General features: G+C 67.1%; 15 protein-coding genes. 4 read left to right on the top strand and 11 right to left on the bottom strand.

Going from position 1 to position 17430, the window contains the following annotated elements:
* Positions 1-88 precede the first annotated feature (88 nt).
* From AC5P8C_RS08840 to gap, 7 genes are all read right to left on the bottom strand, one after another.
* Complete coding sequence (locus tag AC5P8C_RS08840; protein WP_019660018.1) at positions 89-1093, bottom strand: class I fructose-bisphosphate aldolase; 1005 nt, start codon at positions 1091-1093, stop codon at positions 89-91.
* 161 nt (positions 1094-1254) lie between these two features.
* Positions 1255-2721 carry a pyruvate kinase gene (gene pyk / locus AC5P8C_RS08835; RefSeq protein ID WP_019660017.1) on the bottom strand — a complete coding sequence of 489 codons (1467 nt, stop codon included), beginning with the start codon at positions 2719-2721 and terminating at the stop codon, positions 1255-1257.
* Between the two features lie 210 nt (positions 2722-2931).
* Complete coding sequence (locus AC5P8C_RS08830; protein WP_019660016.1) at positions 2932-3585, bottom strand: HAD hydrolase-like protein; 654 nt, start codon at positions 3583-3585, stop codon at positions 2932-2934.
* Positions 3582-4757: a phosphoglycerate kinase gene (locus AC5P8C_RS08825; protein WP_019660015.1), complete on the bottom strand. Its 1176-nt coding sequence runs from the start codon at positions 4755-4757 to the stop codon at positions 3582-3584. Before AC5P8C_RS08825 ends, AC5P8C_RS08830 begins: the two co-directional genes overlap by 4 nt.
* 663 nt (positions 4758-5420) lie before the next feature.
* On the bottom strand, positions 5421-6797 hold the full coding sequence (locus AC5P8C_RS08820; RefSeq protein WP_019660014.1) for a DUF3999 domain-containing protein: 1377 nt from the start codon (positions 6795-6797) through the stop codon (positions 5421-5423).
* Positions 6794-9469 (bottom strand): DUF2339 domain-containing protein, encoded by a 2676-nt coding sequence (locus tag AC5P8C_RS08815; RefSeq protein ID WP_495218571.1) that lies wholly within the window; start codon positions 9467-9469, stop codon positions 6794-6796. The genes AC5P8C_RS08820 and AC5P8C_RS08815 overlap by 4 nt, the downstream gene beginning before the upstream one ends.
* A gap of 125 nt (positions 9470-9594) precedes the next feature.
* Positions 9595-10599, bottom strand: a complete 1005-nt coding sequence (gene gap / locus AC5P8C_RS08810) for a type I glyceraldehyde-3-phosphate dehydrogenase (protein ID WP_019660012.1) — start codon at positions 10597-10599, stop codon at positions 9595-9597.
* A 192-nt stretch (positions 10600-10791) separates the two neighbouring features.
* Here gap and AC5P8C_RS08805 point away from each other — a divergent pair, with 192 nt between their 5' ends.
* Positions 10792-11421 (top strand): OmpW/AlkL family protein, encoded by a 630-nt coding sequence (locus AC5P8C_RS08805; protein ID WP_005410839.1) that lies wholly within the window; start codon positions 10792-10794, stop codon positions 11419-11421.
* 230 nt (positions 11422-11651) lie between these two features.
* Here the strand turns inward: AC5P8C_RS08805 and AC5P8C_RS08800 are convergent, their stop codons facing one another.
* Positions 11652-12779, bottom strand: a complete 1128-nt coding sequence (locus AC5P8C_RS08800; RefSeq protein WP_495218570.1) for a GGDEF domain-containing protein — start codon at positions 12777-12779, stop codon at positions 11652-11654.
* A gap of 113 nt (positions 12780-12892) precedes the next feature.
* On the opposite strand from AC5P8C_RS08800, the gene AC5P8C_RS08795 reads away from it, so the two are divergent.
* Complete coding sequence (locus AC5P8C_RS08795) at positions 12893-13711, top strand: S1/P1 nuclease (protein ID WP_495218569.1); 819 nt, start codon at positions 12893-12895, stop codon at positions 13709-13711.
* Between the two features lie 11 nt (positions 13712-13722).
* Complete coding sequence (locus AC5P8C_RS08790; RefSeq protein ID WP_019660009.1) at positions 13723-14523, top strand: MBL fold metallo-hydrolase; 801 nt, start codon at positions 13723-13725, stop codon at positions 14521-14523.
* Positions 14524-14580: 57 nt separating this feature from the next.
* Here AC5P8C_RS08790 and AC5P8C_RS08785 read toward each other — a convergent pair whose 3' ends face one another.
* From AC5P8C_RS08785 to AC5P8C_RS08775, 3 genes are read right to left on the bottom strand one after another with little or no spacing between them, the layout of a single operon-like run.
* Positions 14581-15144 carry a hypothetical protein gene (locus tag AC5P8C_RS08785; RefSeq protein ID WP_019660008.1) on the bottom strand — a complete coding sequence of 188 codons (564 nt, stop codon included), beginning with the start codon at positions 15142-15144 and terminating at the stop codon, positions 14581-14583.
* Entirely contained in the window at positions 15141-16382 is a 1242-nt protein-coding gene (locus AC5P8C_RS08780) for a M56 family metallopeptidase (RefSeq protein ID WP_308305412.1), read from the bottom strand. The genes AC5P8C_RS08785 and AC5P8C_RS08780 overlap by 4 nt, the downstream gene beginning before the upstream one ends.
* Complete coding sequence (locus AC5P8C_RS08775; RefSeq protein ID WP_010484077.1) at positions 16375-16740, bottom strand: BlaI/MecI/CopY family transcriptional regulator; 366 nt, start codon at positions 16738-16740, stop codon at positions 16375-16377. Before AC5P8C_RS08775 ends, AC5P8C_RS08780 begins: the two co-directional genes overlap by 8 nt.
* Before the next feature lie 118 nt (positions 16741-16858).
* Between AC5P8C_RS08775 and AC5P8C_RS08770 the strand changes: the two genes are divergently transcribed.
* Positions 16859-17416, top strand: coding sequence for a flavin reductase family protein (locus AC5P8C_RS08770; RefSeq protein ID WP_495218568.1), 558 nt, complete (start codon positions 16859-16861; stop codon positions 17414-17416).
* Positions 17417-17430 lie beyond the last annotated feature (14 nt).

The following is a 17430-nucleotide window of genomic DNA, read 5'->3' as shown; positions in this document are numbered from 1 at the left end:
CCGGGCGCATGGGGGCGGAAAAGATACCCGCAAAAGCAAACGCCGGCGTGATGCCGGCGCTGCCTTGTTCATCCAGCGATGGGACGGATCACCCGTTCCACTTGCCCAGCGCGGCCAGGCCATTGTCCCTGGCGCGCTCGTACACGGTCTTCTGGGCAGCAGCGTAGTTGCCCTTCATGTCCTTGGCCCACAGCTTCAGCGCGGCCTGCTGCATGGCACGGCCGTAGGAGAAGCTCAGCGGCCACGGCAGGTTGCCCAGCTGGTTCATCGCGTTCAGGTGCTCGGTGGACTGCTCGTCGCTCTGGCCACCGGACAGGAACACCACGCCCGGCAGGATGGCCGGCACGGTGCTCTTGAGGCACATCACGGTCGACTCGGCCACTTCCTCGACGTCGGCCTGCTCTTCACAGTCCTTGCCCGAGATGACCATCGAAGCCTTCAGGATGGTGCCTTCCAGCAGCACGTTCTGCTGGTACAGGGCGTCGAACAGCGAACGCAGGGTCGCTTCGGTGACTTCGTAGCAGGTTTCAATGTCGTGGTCGCCGTCCATGATCACTTCCGGCTCGACCATCGGCACCAGGCCGCATTCCTGGCACAGCGCTGCGTAGCGGGCCAGCGCATGGGCGTTGGACTCGATGCAGGTGCCCGACGGGATGCTCTCGCCGATGTTGATCACAGCACGCCACTTGGCAAACCGCGCGCCCAGCTTGTAGTACTCCTGCAGGCGCTCGCGCAGGCCATCCAGGCCTTCGGTCACCAGCTCGCCCGGGCAGCCGGCCAGCGGGTGCGCGCCCTTGTCCACCTTGATGCCCGGAATCATGCCGTGGTCGGCCATGTACTTGGCGAACGGCACGCCGTCCTTGGTCGACTGGCGGATGGTTTCGTCAAACAGGATGGCGCCGGAGATGTGCTCGTTGAGCTTCGGCGTGGTCAGCAGCAGTTCGCGGTAGGCACGACGGTTCTCCTCGGTGTTCTCGATACCGACGCCAGCGAAACGCTTGGCGATGGTAGCGGTGGATTCGTCGATCGCGATGATGCCCTTGCCCGGGGCAACCATGGCCTGGGCGGTTTCAGCCAGCTGTTCGATGCTCATGTACTTCCTGTGGCGGGTGCGGGAAAAACACAAGTATAGCCCCGCCGCCCGTTGCGCCGGCGTGCAGGCCAGAATGGAAACGATTCCAATGTCGGCGCAGGACAAGCGATGTCCTGCGGCACGGGGTCAGAGCCCTTGCGGGGATCCGACCCCGGCGGGCCTCAGAGGTCGCCCAGGCCGATGGCGCGGCCGTCCTCTCCCACTTCCAGCAGGCGCAGGGTATTGGTGGCACCGTGGGTTTCCATGTGCTCGCCACTGGTGAACACGACGCGGTCACCGGCCTGCAGCAGTTCGGCTTCCACCAGCAGGCGGATGCTGCCGCGCGCGGCTTCGCGCGGGGTCAGCCCGCGGCTGTCGAAGTTGATCGGGAACACATCGCGCATCAGGGCCATCTGGCGGCGCGCGCCGTCGTGGCGGGTGACTGCGAACACCGGCGCCTTGGCGCGGAACCGCGACAGGTAGCGGGCGGTGCCACCGGATTCGGTCATCGCCACGATCGCACGCACGCCCACGTGCTGCGACAGGAACATGGTGGCCATGGCAATCGCCTGGTCGGCACGTTCCAGATTACGCGGCGAGGCGTTGAAGTCGGTCTCGGTCTGGAACTGGCGCTCGGCACCCAGGCAGATACGCGCCATCGCTTCCACCGCCTTGACCGGCCAGGCACCGGCAGCGGTCTCGGCCGACAGCATCACCGCGTCGGTGCCATCGATGACCGAGTTGGCCACGTCCAGCACTTCGGCGCGGGTCGGGATCGGGCTTTCAACCATCGACTGCAGCATCTGCGTGGCGGTGATCACCACCTTGTTCTGCGCAAGCGAGGCCTTGATGATCTTCTTCTGCAGGCCGGGCAGCTCGGCATCGCCGATTTCCACGCCGAGGTCGCCACGGGCGACCATCACAACGTCACTGGCCTCGACGATCTCTTCCAGGTTCTCGATCGCCTCGGTGCGCTCGATCTTCGACACCAGCGCGGCATCGCAGCCGTGCGAGCGGGCGATCTCGCGCGCGTCGTTCATGTCCTGCGCGTTGCGGCAGAACGACACGGCGATGAAGTCGACACCGATCTTGGCGACGATGCCGATCAGTTCCTTGTCGCGCTCGGTCAGTGCGCCCAGCGAGAGGCCACCGCCCTGCTTGTTCAGTCCCTTGCGATCAGACAGCGCGCCGTCGTTGAGCACGGTGCTGATGATGCGCTCGCCCTGCACCTCCACCACCTGCAGCTGCATCAGGCCATCGTCGAGCAGCAGGACATCGCCCGGGCCGACGTCCTGCGGCAGGCCGAGGTAGCTGACGCCTACCTGGGTCGCATCGCCGGGGCCGACGTTGGTGCTGGCGATCAGGTCGAAGCGGTCACCCGCCTTGAGCTGCACCTTGCCTTCGGCAAAGCGCTCGATGCGGATCTTCGGGCCCGGCAGGTCGGCCAGGATGCCCACTTCCACGCCCACGCGGGCAGCGGCGGCACGCACTTCGGCGGCACGCTTGGCCTGGCCGGAGGGGTCGCCATGGCTGAAGTTCAGGCGTACCACGTTGACGCCGGCGCGGAACAGATCCTCCAGCACGCCCGGCGGATCAGTGGCCGGACCGAGGGTGGCAAGGATCTTGGTGCGACGCTGACGCTCGAACATGGTGAATGGGCCTCTCCCGGTAAAGGACGGAAATTAGCACATCCTTCACGTCGCATGTATACGGTTACAGCCTTGTGCCGCTTGTCTTCGCGGGTCATGGAACGGACATCACCCGGACATACGCCGGCGCAGGCAGTTCTGTAGAGCCGAGCCCATGCTCGGCTGGGCATAGGCCGAAGCAGCCGAGCATGGGCTCGGCTCTACAGGAGCCTAGGCCAACAGCGTCGTCAGCTGCGCCGGCTCACGGGCCAGCTGGCCCGCGCCGGCTTCGGTCAGTTCGGCCTCACCGCCAAAGCCCCACAGCACGCCCACACTGCGCAGGCCGTGGTGGCGCGCGCCTTCGATGTCCATGCGGCGGTCGCCGATCATCCAGCACTGCGCAGGCTGCACCTGCAGCCGACGCAACGCCTCGCCGACCAGTTCCGGCTTGTGGCTGCGCGAGCCGTCCAGGGTCGAACCGACGATCTCCTCGAACAGCCCGCCGAACGGCAGGTGGGCAAGGATGCGGCGCGCATGCGGCTCGTTCTTGGCCGTGACCACCGCCAGGCGGTGGCCGCGACCATGCAACGTGCGCAGGGTGTCCTCCACCTGCGGGTACACCGTGTGCTCGCGCCAGCCTTCGACATCGAAGCGCTCCCGGTAGTAGCCCACTGCCTGTTCCACCCGCGCCGGTTCACCGAACAGCGGCATGAAGGTGGTACGCAGCGACGGACCGATCCAGCCCCGCAGGGTGTCCTGCGGCGGCACCGGGTACTCCATCTTCTGCAGCGCATAGGCGATGCAGGCGGTGATGCCCACCTGCGAATCGATCAGCGTGCCGTCCAGGTCGAAGAACAGCACATCCTTGCCGCGCTCGCCACTCATGCGCCGCGCGCGTCGAGTGCGGCCACTGCAGGCAGAGTCTTGCCTTCCAGGAACTCCAGGAACGCACCACCACCAGTTGAGATGTAGCTGACGTCGCCGGCGATATCGAACTTGTCGACCGCGGCCAGGGTGTCCCCACCGCCGGCGATGGAGAACGCCTTCGAGCTGGCGATCGCGCGGGCCAGCGCTTCGGTGCCCTTGCTGAAGGCCTCGAACTCGAACACGCCGACCGGGCCGTTCCAGACCACGGTGCCGGCCTTCTCGATCAGCTGCGCGTACTGCGCGGCGGTCTGCGGGCCGATGTCCAGGATCAGGTCGTCTTCGGCAACGACATCGACCGCCTTCACTTCCGCGGCAGCGTCGGGCAGGAACTGCTTGGCGGTGACCACGTCCACCGGCAGCGGAATGTCGGCGCCACGCGCCTTCGCATCGGCCACGATCTTCTTCGCCGTGTCCAGCAGGTCCGGTTCATACAGCGACTTGCCGACGTTATGGCCAGCGGCAGCAATGAAAGTATTGGCGATGCCGCCACCCACGATCAGCTGATCGACCTTGCCGACCAGGTTGGCCAGCAGTTCCAGCTTGGTGCTGACCTTGCTGCCGGCGACGATGGCCAGCAACGGCTTGGCCGGTGCATCCAGCGCCTGCGCCAGCGCGTCCAGCTCGGCCATCAGCAGCGGGCCACCGGCCGCGACCGGTGCGAAGCGGATGACACCATGGGTGGAGGCCTGCGCACGGTGCGCGGTGCCGAAGGCATCCATCACGAACACATCGCATAGCGCCGCGTACTTCTTCGACAGGGCTTCATCGTCCTTGCCCTCGCCGACATTCATGCGGCAATTTTCCAGCAGCACCAGCTGGCCCGGCTGCACCTCGACGCCGTCGACCCAGTCACGCACCAGCGGAACCTCGCGGCCGAGCAGTTCGGACAGGCGCTGGGCCACCGGCGCCAGAGAATCGGCTTCGCTCCACACGCCTTCCTTCGGGCGCCCCAGGTGCGAGGTGACCATCACCGCCGCGCCCTGCTCCAGCGCGCGCTTGAGCGTCGGCAGCGAAGCGGTGATGCGCTGTTCGGAAGTGATGCGGCCATTCTCGATCGGCACGTTCAGATCCTGGCGGATCAGCACGCGCTTGCCGGAGAGGTCGAGGTCGGTCATGCGGACGATGGACATGGGCAACTCTTTGGCTCAGGGACGGGATGCCGGGGTACGGCAGACGGCCATTGTATCGGGTGCGGGTGGTGGGAGGGTCGATGCCTGCGGCAGGCAGAGGCGCACGGCAACGGCAACGGCAACGGCAACGGCAACGGCAACAGCAACTGCCAAAGCGCTGACGCTTCATGATGCTGGGGGTGGGCCGGGGCGGTGTGGGCTGGCAGGGGGCGCCGTGAATCCGTCCATGGAGGCTCGGGCGCGCCATCCATGGCGCTTACGCCCCCGCGAGCCCACACCACCCCGGCCTCGACAGGTTCATGAGGCGGAGCGGACGGCAAAGGCAAGAGCGGTTTCTGATGTCGGAGAAAAATGTAGAGCCGAGCCCGTGCTCGGCTGGGTCTATCGCGAACAGCAGCCGAGCGTGGGCTCGGCTCTACAAAGAGCGCCCTGCCAAGCAGCTTTTGCTCTTCTTTTTTTCCTTCCGTGGGTGGACGCACACGGAAATTGTCAGAGGCCGGGCGGGGTGGGTTCGCGGGAGTGTCCGCGGCATGGATGCCGCGGCCAAGCCCCCAGGGACGGGTTCACGGCGTCTCCCGCGAACCCACCCCGCCCGGCCAAGCACGGCTTTTGCTTTACGCGACCAACCGCCCACCCACGAGGGGCTGCGCCGTTCGCCGGAACCTACGCCGAAGGCGCCGGCTTCTGCCGAAGCAGGCTGACCGCCAGGCCGCCAACAACCAACACACCCAGCCCCAGCAGCACCCACAGCAACCACGCCTTCCAATCGTGCTGCGGCTTCAGCGCCGCATCGCCGGCCAGCGGTTCCGGACTGCCTTCCAGGCGCGCCAGCGTCGGCTGCCACGACGGATCATTGCGCTGGCGCAGTTCCTCGATCAGCACACCAATCGGCGCTTCCATGCGGCGCGCGGTCGCGCTGCCCACCGCCAGTGCATACGGCGCTGCACCCTGGCTCAGGAACACCAGCACTTCGGGTTGATAACCCAGGCGCAGGGTGGGTGCGGTTGCCGTTTCGGCGGGGTTCGCCACCAGCTTCCAATAGCGATCCCGATGCACCCCGCCCAGCGGCTGCGCGGCCGATTGCTGCCGTTGGCCCTGCGCACCCTGCTGCAGCTGATAGGCAATCCACGGTGCACTGCGGCGCTGCCATTCCGCGCTCTGGTCATCGCGGCTGAACAATGTCCACTGCACCAGGCTGTTGTCGGTGCTGGCCACGTCGGCACGTGCCGCCGGGAAGCGGCCATCCATCTCGAAGGTGTACTCGCCCTTGCCCTTCGAGGTCGGTGCCAGCGACAACCACTCCCATGGCAGTGTGGCCGGTGCCGGCGGCAGCTCGGCCAGTACGCTGCGCAGCGTCGGCAGACGCGCATCGCCCTGCGCCAGCACGCGCAGATAGCGCGCTTCCCCATCCACCTGCAGGCGGCGCTGCAGCAGGCGCTTGCCGGCGCGCTGCAGGTCCACCAGCGGAATGTCGCGGCCAAGTGCACGCCAATGCTGCAGGTCGTCGCTGACGTCCAGCTGCACCTGAGCCTGCAACGGCTGGCCACTGTCGGCCCAATCCAGTACCAGCGCCGCCAGCGGCTGCTGGCCCAGCACACTGGCGTCGATCAGCCAGCCGCCCTGCCCGTTGGCCCTTGCACCGCCAGTCACACGTGCTTCCACGCGACGGACACGGCCATCGGTATCGCGCTCGGTCAGCAACTGCAGGTCGTTACGCTGTGCTTCGGCCAGCGGCGGCAACGCGAACCACGGCAGTTCCCGCTGCACCGGCGGTTGTGCCAGCGGCTGGTCCGGCGCGAGCAATGCCGACGGCAACGATTGGCCGGCGGCATTGAACACCTGCACGTCACCCAGGTCTGCGCTACCGGAGCGACGGTAGATCGCCGGTTCCAGCACGACACGGTAGGCACCCGATTGTGCGCTGGACAACGTCAGCGGCCACTGTTCGGCGTACTGGGTACGGTAATCGGCAGCCTGTGCGGTGACGGCGGCCAGCATGCCGAACATCGCCGGCAGCAGCGCCCTGCTCCACGTCTTCATTGTTTTTCCTCCACGGTCGGCGCCGCGCTCGGCGGTGCCGGTGCCAGATAACCCACGACCGTGCACAGCAGGCCGTAGGCGATGAACGATGCAATGCCCAGCAGGTTGCCCAGGTGCTGGCGATCAACAATGACCAGTTTGGCCAGTACCACACCCATCAGCACGGCACCGACCATCCACAACACGCGCTGGCCGCGGCGCGAACCCCATACCCAGGCGATCACGCCGAGCACGCTCCACAGCACGGTCAGGCTGGTCTGCGCCAGGCTGGAACGCATCATCGACGAACTCCACGACAGGCCGCCCCACTGATGCACGCCGTGCAGCACCAGGCTGGTCAGCGCGACGAAGGTGGCCAATGCCAACAGCGGCAGCCGGATCTTCACCAGTGCCTGCGGCGCCTGCCCGCTGTACAGCCAGCGCGCCAGCAGCGCCAGGCTCAACCACTGCTCCAACTCGGCCGGGTTCAACACCGGCAGCCACGGCAGCGGCGCTGCGTCACCCGGCAGCAACTGGCCGAACAGCCAGCCTGCGGACAGCAGGCCGAACAGCACGCACTGCAACGGTAGGCGCACGCTGTCGAAGGCAGCCCCCAGGGGCCACCGCAGTGCGTCCCAGCGCCACAACGACAGCGCCGCCATCAGCAGCCACGGCAGCGTGAACAACAGCAGCGTCCAGCCCTGTGCCAGCCCGGCCTCGCCACCGCCCCACAGGGCCAGCAACGAAAGCAGCGACGGCCACAGCAGCCACCACAGGAACTGCGCGATACGTGCCACGGTGTTGCCGCCCTGGCGCAGGCACAGCAACGTACGGACGCCCAGCGCCGCGAACACCGCCCAGGCCAGCGCGCCATAGCCGGCGAACGGCTGCTGGTGCGCATCGCTCTGCATCAGCGCCAGCGGGAAGCCCAGGGCCAGCATCGCCAGCGCGGTGACGCCCAGCGCGCGTGCCGGCTGGCGGCGCTGCATTTCAGCCGCCAGCCAGGCCGTGGCTGCGACCAGCACAAGCAGCGCGTCGGCCTGGGTGCGGTGCGGGAAGAAGCGGAAGATCTCGTGCACCAGCCCCCCCAGCCACCACAGCAGGCCCCACAGGTAGTAAACCAGTGCGATCTCGTGGCGCACCCTGCGCTGGTAGCTCCACGCCGAGGCGAACCCGGCCAGGGCCAGCAGCAACGCACCGATGGCGGTCGGGTTGAGCAGGAAGCGGGCGTCGTCGAGCCAGTGGTCGGCGCCTGCCACAAAGGCGAACGCGGCGCCGATCTGCAGCAGCGCACCGGACACCTGCGGCAGCCAGCGCTTCTGGCGCAGGCCCAGCCAGGCCAGGCCCGCACCTTCCAGCGCGAACACCGCGCCGGTGGCGCGCGCAGACAGTGCCAGTGGCACCGCCAGCGTGGCGAAGCCCACCGCCAGCACCGCATGCGACTGCGCCAGCACCGTGTACGACGCGCGCGCGATCAGCGCCCGCGCCAGTACCGCGTAGATCGCCGCCAGGCCCAGCGCGCACAGCGCCAGCGTCATCGGCTGCTCGTGCAGCATGCCCGCCTGCATCGAGAAGGCGACCAGGGGCGTGCCGAACACCAGGCTGCCGTCGACCAGGTCACGTCGCCCGGCGGGCTGCCGGCGCGCGTACAGCAGCGGGATCAACAGGTAGAAGGCGAAGAACAGCAGCAGGAACGGCTCGGTGCTGCTGAACTTGTCCGGCGCGTACTGCAACACGCCCCAGAACGTGCCGATGCCGAAGGTAAAGGCGAAGCCAAGCAGGTTCAGCGCACGCCACGGACGGAACCAGGCGATGGCGAAGATGCCAGCGTTGAGCACCGCGTAGTAGCTGAACAGCCCCACGTGGTTGCCACTGCCGGTGGACAGCCACAGCGGTGCCATGAAGCCGGCGAGGATGCCCAGCACCGCCAACGTGCGCGAATTCTGCACCACCGCCAGCACGCACAGCCCAGCCACCAGCGCAATCGAACTGGCGAAGGCAAACCCTGGGTTGAGCAGCTCGAACCGCTTGAACGCGGCGAAGATGGTCAACAGCAGCACGCCGATGGCACCGCCCTGCAGCGCCAGCGCGAACAGGCGCCGGCGCTCGCGCTGATGCCAGCCGAACGCCAACAGGCCCAGTGCACCCACCGTGACGCCGGCCAGGCGCAGCTCGATCGGCAACACCAGCCAGCCTTGGTCGCTGACGTACTTCAACAGCGCAGCAACACCGGCCAGCAGTACCAGCATGCCGATCTTGACCGGCACGTTGCCCTCGGTGAACCAACGCTTGACCGCGCCAATGCCGCGCTCGATGAAGTTGGGCAGTGCCGGTTCGGGGGGCAACGGCGGCTGCACCGGCGCGGGTGGCACCGGCGGTGGTGCGACCGGGCGCGGCGCCTCCACTGCCGCAGACACCGCTTCGCGCACCGGCGGTGGCGTTGGCTGGGGCGGAGGCGGTGCGGCAGCTGCCACCGGCCGCAGGAACGGCGGATCGGCGCCGGCCACAGGCAGGGGCGCAGACCGTTCCGGCGCAGGCTCGGCTGCAACCGGCCGGGCGGCCGGCGCGTCAGCCATGGCGGCCTCCAGCGCGGCCACACGGCGGCGCAGGCCGGCAATCATCACCAGCGCCACCACCAGCAGCAGCGGGATGGCCAGCAGAACCAGTACCACCAGGGCTATGAGTGCTTCCATTGCATGCTTCCATTGCAATCCCGCGCCCCAGCGGCAGCGGTCGACCGGGCCATGCTACGACAGGGCCGGCCCCATAAACGACGAACCCCGGCCAGGCCGGGGTCCGCGTGCGATCTTCGCCGGCCTTACTTGGCGGCGACAACCTTGGCCATTTCCAGGCACTTGTTGGAATAGCCCCACTCGTTGTCGTACCACGACACGAGCTTGACGAAGGTGCCGTCCAGGGCGATGCCGGCGTCTGCGTCGAACACCGAGGTGTGGGTTTCACCGACGAAATCGGTGGCCACCACCTTGTCTTCGGTGTAGCCCAGGATGCCCTTCAGCGCGCCTTCGCTCTGTGCCTTCACTTCGGCGCAGATCTCGGCATAGGTGGCTTCCTTTTCCAGCTCGACGGTCAGGTCGACCACCGACACGTCGGAGGTCGGGACGCGGAAGCTCATGCCGGTCAGCTTCTTGTTCAGTTCCGGAATGACCACGCCGACGGCCTTTGCCGCACCGGTGGACGACGGAATGATGTTTTCCAGGATGCCACGGCCGCCGCGCCAGTCCTTGTTGGACGGGCCATCGACGGTCTTCTGGGTGGCGGTGGCCGCATGCACCGTGGTCATCAGGCCACGCTTGATGCCCCACTTGTCGTTGATGACCTTGGCCAGCGGGGCCAGGCAGTTGGTGGTGCACGACGCGTTGGAAATGATGGCCTGGCCGGCGTAGGTCTTGTCGTTCACGCCGAACACGAACATCGGCGTGTCGTCCTTCGACGGGGCCGACATGATGACCTTCTTCGCGCCCGCATCGATGTGCTTCTGCGCGGTTTCCTTGGTCAGGAACAGGCCGGTGGCTTCCAGCACCACGTCGGCGCCGACTTCGTCCCACTTCAGGTTGGCCGGGTCGCGTTCCTGGGTCAGGCGGATCTTCTTGCCGTTCACCAGCAGGTCGTTGCCCTGCACGGCCACGTCGGCCTTGAAGCGGCCGTGCACGGAGTCGTACTTGAGCATGTACGCCAGGTAATCCGGCTCCAGCAGATCGTTGATGGCCACGATTTCGATGTCGTCGCCGAAGTTCAGCACCGCCGAGCGCAGGACGTTACGCCCGATGCGACCGAAACCGTTGATACCAACCTTGATTGCCATGTTCTCAAGCTCCTGCGGCCGCGACGGGTGCGGCGGGATGGATAGGGCCCACAAGTCTAGCAAACCGGGGCTGGCCACCGTGGGCCAGCCCCCGCGCCAGAGGGCGGGCGGACAGGATTTGATCCGGATCAAAGCGTTAGCGCGGCGTGAGGCCGAGACTGTCGCCATCCACCCAGCAACGAGATCACCCCCATGCGCAAGACCTCCCCCCTGATCCTGGCCGGCCTGGCCGCCGCCCTGTCCCTCGCCGCCGCCCCGGCCATGGCCCAGTCCAAGGGTGACTGGACCGTCTCGGCCGGCGTCCACCAGGTGGCGCCGAAGTCGAACAACGGCTGGCTGGCCGGCCACACCCTGAAGGTCGACGTCGACAACGACGTCAAGCCGACCATCACCGGCGAGTACTTCATCGCCGACAACCTGGGCATCGAAGTGCTGGCCGCGCTGCCGTTCAAGCACGACATCAACATCAACGGCCTGGGCCGCGTGGGCAGCACCAAGCAGCTGCCGCCGGTGGTGACCCTGCAGTACCACTTCAACAGCAAGGGCAAGGTCTCGCCGTTCGTCGGCGCCGGCGTGAACTACACGACCTTCTTCAGCGAAGACACCACCGGCGCATTGGCCGGCAGCAAGCTGAAGCTGCAGGATTCGTGGGGCCTGGCCGCGCATGCCGGCATCGACTTCGCGATCGGCGAGAAGGGCGCCCTGCGCGTGGACATGCGCTGGATCGACATCGACAGCAAGGTGAAGTTGAACGGCGAGAAGATCGGCACAGTCAACATCGATCCGCTGGTCTACGGCGCGTCGTACGTCTTCAAGTTCTAAGCGTGTGCCGGGCGCGGGGGCTTCCCCCCGCTCCCCCGCTGAACGCAAAACCCTCGCAGCATGTTGCCCCGGTCTTTGCCGGGGCTTTTTTTTGGAAAGCATGCAGAGGCGCGCTCTTCTGTAGAGCCGAGCCATGCTCGGCTATCGCGCGGAGCGCGCAGGTACCCGAAGAAGATCAGCCGAGCATGGCTCGGCTCTACAGAAGCATGAACGGGCCGCCTTTCAGTCGATTATTGATCCGGCGCCACTTCCACCCGGTTGCGGCCGCCTTCCTTGGCGCGGTACAGCGCTGCATCGGCCCGCGCCAATGCCTGTTCCAGCGTATCGCCACCATCATCATGCCAGCGTGCCACACCGATGCTCACGCTCACCACCGGGGCCGCATCCGAATCGACATGTGCGATCGCCAGCGCCTGCACCTGTTGCCGAAGCTGCTCGAACGGCGCTGATTCCGGTTGTCCCGGCGCCCAGTGCCCCAGCGCCACGAACTCTTCGCCGCCGTAGCGTGCCACCACCGAGTCGCTACCACGCAGCTGAGCAGCCAGGGTCGTCGCCACCGCATGCAGCACGGTGTCACCGGCGGGATGGCCGTGGTGGTCGTTGTAGCGCTTGAAGTAGTCGATATCGATCATGGCGATGCGCAGTGCGCCACGCGCATGCGGTGTACGCAGATAGCGCTGGAAGATCTGGTTGGCCTGGCGATCGAAGGCGCGCCGGTTCAGCAGGCCGGTAAGCCCATCGTGGTTGGCCAATGCATCCAGGCGTTGCTCGGCCCGCCACGTTGCACGCGCCTGCCGTTCGGAGATGTAGCTGCCGACAATGCCGGCCAGGTTGCTGGCCAGCACGAACATCACGCTCTGCAGCATCTGCGCCCAGTGCCGGCCCACCTGCAGCTCGGCCAGCACGAAGGCCAGCGCGATCAGGGTTCCGGTCAGCGTCGCTACCCCGAAGCGCAGCCCGCACAGAAAGTAGTTCAACAACAGGAACAGGCTGATGCCTTCGTAGGGGTAGTCCACGCCGGCACGGTGCGCGGTCCAGATCATGGTCACCAGCGCCAGCCCGCTGACCAGCACGACGCTGCCGCCCAGCCACTGCAGGTGGCGCCGCAGCACCGGCACGAAGGTCAGCGCGACGCCGAGCAGCAGTGCCGGCAGCAGAACGCCCAGCCGCCAGCGCAGCACCGGCGCGTGCACGTCCGGCGGCAACCAGTAGGTATCGAGCACGGCAAAGCCCAGCGAGAACGCCCCGGCCACGGCGCAGGCCCAGCGCATGCGCCAGACCACCTGGGCATCGAACGCGGCAGCGAACCCGTCGTCATCGGGATGCCCGGCCATGATGCGCCTGTCCGTGATCGCCATCGGCCCCTCCCCGCATGTGCACGGGCCACCCTAGCGGCCGCCGCATCAAGGCCGCGTGGCGAACACCAGGCGTGATCAAGCCCGGGCCTGCCGAGGCCCGCTAGAATGTGCGCATGAAAGCCCTGCACTCCCTGTTCCTCGCCGCCGCCCTGGCGCCGGCCCTGCTGTCCGCTTCCGCCCCGGCCCATGCCTGGGGCGCACAAGGCCACCGCCTGGTTGCCGAAGTCGCCGACGCCCGCCTCAACCCCGCCGCCCGCGCCGAAGTGGACCGTCTGCTGGCCACCGAGCCAGACGCCACCCTGGCCAGCATCGCGCCCTGGGCCGATCAGCTGCGCGCCAAGGACCCCGGCCTGGGCCGTCGCTCGGCCGGTTGGCACTACGTCAACATCGCCGAAGACAACTGCCACTACGAAGCACCGAAGCACTGCAAAAGCGGCAACTGCATTGTCGAGGCACTGAAAGCACAGAGTGCCATCCTCGGCGACCGCAGCCTGACCGACGGCGAGCGCCTGCAGGCGCTGAAGTTCGTCGTGCACCTGGTGGGTGACATCCACCAGCCGATGCACGCCGGCTACGCCCATGACAAGGGCGGCAACGATTTCCAGCTGCAGTTCGGCAACCGCGGTACGAACCTGCACTCGCTGTGGGACAGCGGCATGCTCAACACCCGCAAGCTGGACGATGCCGGCTACCTGCCGCTGCTGCAGAGCCACCGCGCGCCGAAGCTGGCACGCCAGTCCAACCCGCAGCGCGACCCGCAGGCCTGGGCCGAGGCCAGCTGCCGCATTTCCATGCAAGCTGGCGTTTATCCGGCCACGCGTAAGATCGGTGATGAATACACCGAGCGCTACCGGCCGCTGGCCGAAGCGCAGCTGCGACTGGCCGGCGAGAACCTGGCGCAGTTGCTGAACCGCGTGCTCGGCACGCGCTGAGGAGCGTTCCAATGTCGGTCCAGGTGCAGTCGTTCTTCCACCGTGACAGCAACACCTTCAGCTATCTGGTCAGCGACCCGGCCAGTGGCGAGGCAGCGCTGATCGACCCGGTACTGGACTACGACCCGGATACCGACGCCAGCAGCGAAGCACCGCTGCGCGACGTGCTGAATGCCATCGAACAACAAGGCCTGCAGCTGCGCTGGCTGCTGGAGACGCATGCCCACGCCGATCATGTGTCGGCAGGGCGCCGGCTCAAGCACCGCTTTCCGCAGGCCACGCTGGGCATCGGCGAAGGCATCCGTGCGGTGCAGGCCACTTTTGCGCCGCGCTACGGCCTGCAGCTTCCGGCCGCCGATGAGATCTTTGATCGCCTGTTCAGCGATGGCGAGACCTTCGCTCTGGGCGAACTGCGCTGTCAGGTCATCGCCGTGCCCGGCCACACCAGCGACAGCATCGCCTATCTGATCGGCGATGCGCTGTTCACCGGCGACTCGCTGTTCATGCCCGATGGCGGCACCGCCCGCTGCGATTTCCCGGGCGGCGATGCCGCGCAGTTGTACCGCTCGATCCAGCGTCTGCTGGCCCTGCCCGATGCGACGCGCGTATTCGTCTGCCACGACTACGGCCCGGGTGGCCGCGGGTTCGCCAACGAGACCACCATCGGCGAACAGCGCGCGCACAATATCCACGTGCACGACGGCGTGGCCGAGGCGGAGTTCGTCAGCGTGCGCCAGGCCCGCGATGCGACGCTGGAAGAACCGAAGCTGATGCAGCCAGCGGTGAAGGCCAACATCCAGGGCGGGGCCTGATCCACGCCACTGCGCCCGCCGGGTGTGGACCGGCGCTATCCTGGTCATCGCGAGCAGTCATTTTCCCTGCGTGCGCACCACGTGCCGTCCCTTCACGATCTCGAACGTGAAGGCGTACTGCAGGGTGACCGCTACCGGCTCGACGCGCTCGGCGCCGCGGCAGTCGCCGCGGTCGGCAGGCACCTTGCCGGCCGCGAAGTGGCAGACCGCTGCGGACGAGTACTTCCACATCGCCACGGCTTCCTGCGCAGCCTGCAGCAGGGGCGCGTTCTCGCGTGCAGCCCCTGCCGCGCACTCCGGGCGATCGGTCAATGGCAGGCTGCGCTCGACGTCGCCGTTGGCATCAACCACCACCTGCAGGCAGATGGTGGTCGGCGCCAGTTCCGCGCGCGGGTCGCTATCCCCGACCTCCGGGTCCGGTGCCGCGTACAGTTGCGGCATCCGGTAGCCCTCGGTCGCACCCAGCGAATACACCTGCAGCTGCCCACTGCCGCCGCCCGCCTGCGGCTGCAGGCGCTGGTGACCGACATTCTCGCTGCGGGTATCGACGGTGGTCAGGCGATCCTGGGTTGCACACCCCACCAGCAGCGCTGCCATCATCAACAGCGGCGCGGACTTCACTTCGCGTCCTCGGTGTCATCCATGGCGTAGGTGATCGGAATGCGTACGGCACCGGCCACCGGCTTGCCGTTCTTCACCGCGGGACTATAGGTCCAGCTGCGCGCGGCGGCGACGGAGACGGCGTCGAACACCCCCGGATTGGTCGCACTGAGTACCCGCACATCGGTCGGATGGCCCTGTGCATCCACTTCGATGCGCAGATTGACCACGCCTACCTGGCGTTGCTCGACGGCGGACTTCGGATAGGACGGCGGCGGCATCTTGTCCACCTGGATCGGCCGGTCCAACCCCGCCTTGGCCGCATCGTCCTGCGCATGTTCGAACGGCTCGACACCGATCCGGGTGCCACCGGCCGCACCGCCCTGGCTGGCCCATGCCACCGCCCCCATGCCCACACACAACCCGACCACCAGCACCTGCCCGGACACCCACGGCAATGCCTTCCGCTTGGACTGCTTCAACATGGCGATACGCTCCTTCAACACGGGTTGGCTGCGCCAATGGCAAACCGCGGGCGCAACCGGGTGGACCAGCTGCGCCTTCAGCAGCGTGCTGGCATAGAGGCCGCGCAGCGCAGGCTGCGGACCGATGGTGCGGGCATCGCAGGCCAGTTCCTGATCGCGCAGGAAGCGGCGTGCGGCCCATGGCAGCAGCGGGTGGAACCAGAACACCACGCGCGCCAGCAGCAGCGCGCCGTTGGCCCAGTGATCGCCGTTGCGACGGTGGTTGCGCTCGTGCTGCAGGATCAGGTTCTGCTCCTGTGCGGTGAACTGCTGGTCGAATGCCGGGCCGACCACGATGCGCGGTCGCCACAGGCCCACCAGCGCGGGCAGGCCGGGATCGCCGCTGGCCTGCCAGCTGCCATCGGTGCGCGGCGTCAGTGGACCCATCCGCCGTTCGAAACGGAGTTGTGCGCGCAGGTCGCGCAGCAGGCAGATGCCCGCGCCCAGCGCCCACAGCGCGAACAACAGCCCTGCCCATGGCAACGACGGCCCGTTCAGAGCATCGATGGCACCGGGCATCACTTTCAGCGGCAGCGTGGGTACCTGCTGCAACAACGCAACCTGCGGCAACGGCAGCATCAGTGCCACCAGCAGCATCGGCAGCAGCCACCAGCTGCGGTAGGCCAGACCCACACCGCCCATCCGCACCAGCAGCGGCCGCATTACTGCCAGCAGGATCACGCCCACCGCCAGCCACAGGCTGGCCTGCCACAGTCCGTCGAGCAGCTCAGTCATGGTCCAGCTCCTGGATCAGCTTCTTCAGTTCGGCGATGTCCTGTGCGCTCAACTGGCCACGTTCGCTGAAGTGCGCGACCAGCGGCGCCACGCGCCCCTCGAAGACACGCCCGATGAAGTCCTGGCTCTGCGCCTCCACCCAAGCCTGGCGCTGCAGCAGCGGCCGGTACAGGTAACGCCGTCCATCGCGCTCGGCGGCAATCGCGCCCTTGGTCAGCAGGCGGTTGAGCAGGGTCTTGATGGTCGGCTCGGCCCAGTCGCGATGGGCCAGCGCGGCCACCACGTCATCGGCGCTACGCGGTGCCTGCTGCCACAGCACCTCCATCACAACGGCTTCGGCTTCGCTGATCGGGGTCATGGTTTACATCCGTAATCGACAACACGATTACGCGCGTAATCGAATCATCTGTCAAGCCCCTCGACTCCGGGTTCATCCCGGCTGCGTCAGCATCGATTCCTCCCGCCCCAGGCCCCGGATGAAAGCGCTGTCCAAGAAGGAATTCCCGGTCGAGCAGGCGCGCCGCTTCCTCGAACCCGGCCCGATCGTGCTGGTCAGTACCGCGTGGCAGGGCCAGCGCAACCTGATGACGATGGGCTGGCACATGGTGATGGGCTTTTCGCCGTCGCTGGTCGCCACCTACCTGTGGAATGAAAACCACAGCCATGCACTGGCCGTCAGTAGTGGCGAGTGCGTGATCAACGTACCCGGCGTGGAGCTGCTCGATACCGTGGTCGACATCGGCAACTGCAGTGGCCGCGAGGTCGACAAGTTCGCGCGTTTCGGGCTGGATGCAGTACCTGCGCGCGAGGTTGGCGCGCCGCTGGTCGGACAATGCCATTCCTGCTTCGAATGCCGTCTTTACGACGACAGCCAGGTGCAATCGAGCAACCTGTTCATCTGGGAAATCGTGCGCGCCCACGTCGCGCCCCGGCCGAAGCTGCCGCGCACGGTGCATTACCGCGGCGATGGGCAGTTCATGGTGTCCGGCGCGGAAGTCTCGCGTCGACGGCGGTTCAAGCCCGACATGCTGTAATGCCCGCACTCCCC

The sequence above is a fragment of the Stenotrophomonas sp. YJH_SMC_46 genome, assembly GCF_059370315.1.
Note: the sequence above shows the minus strand (reverse complement) of the source record. Positions and strands in the feature narration are given on the sequence as shown.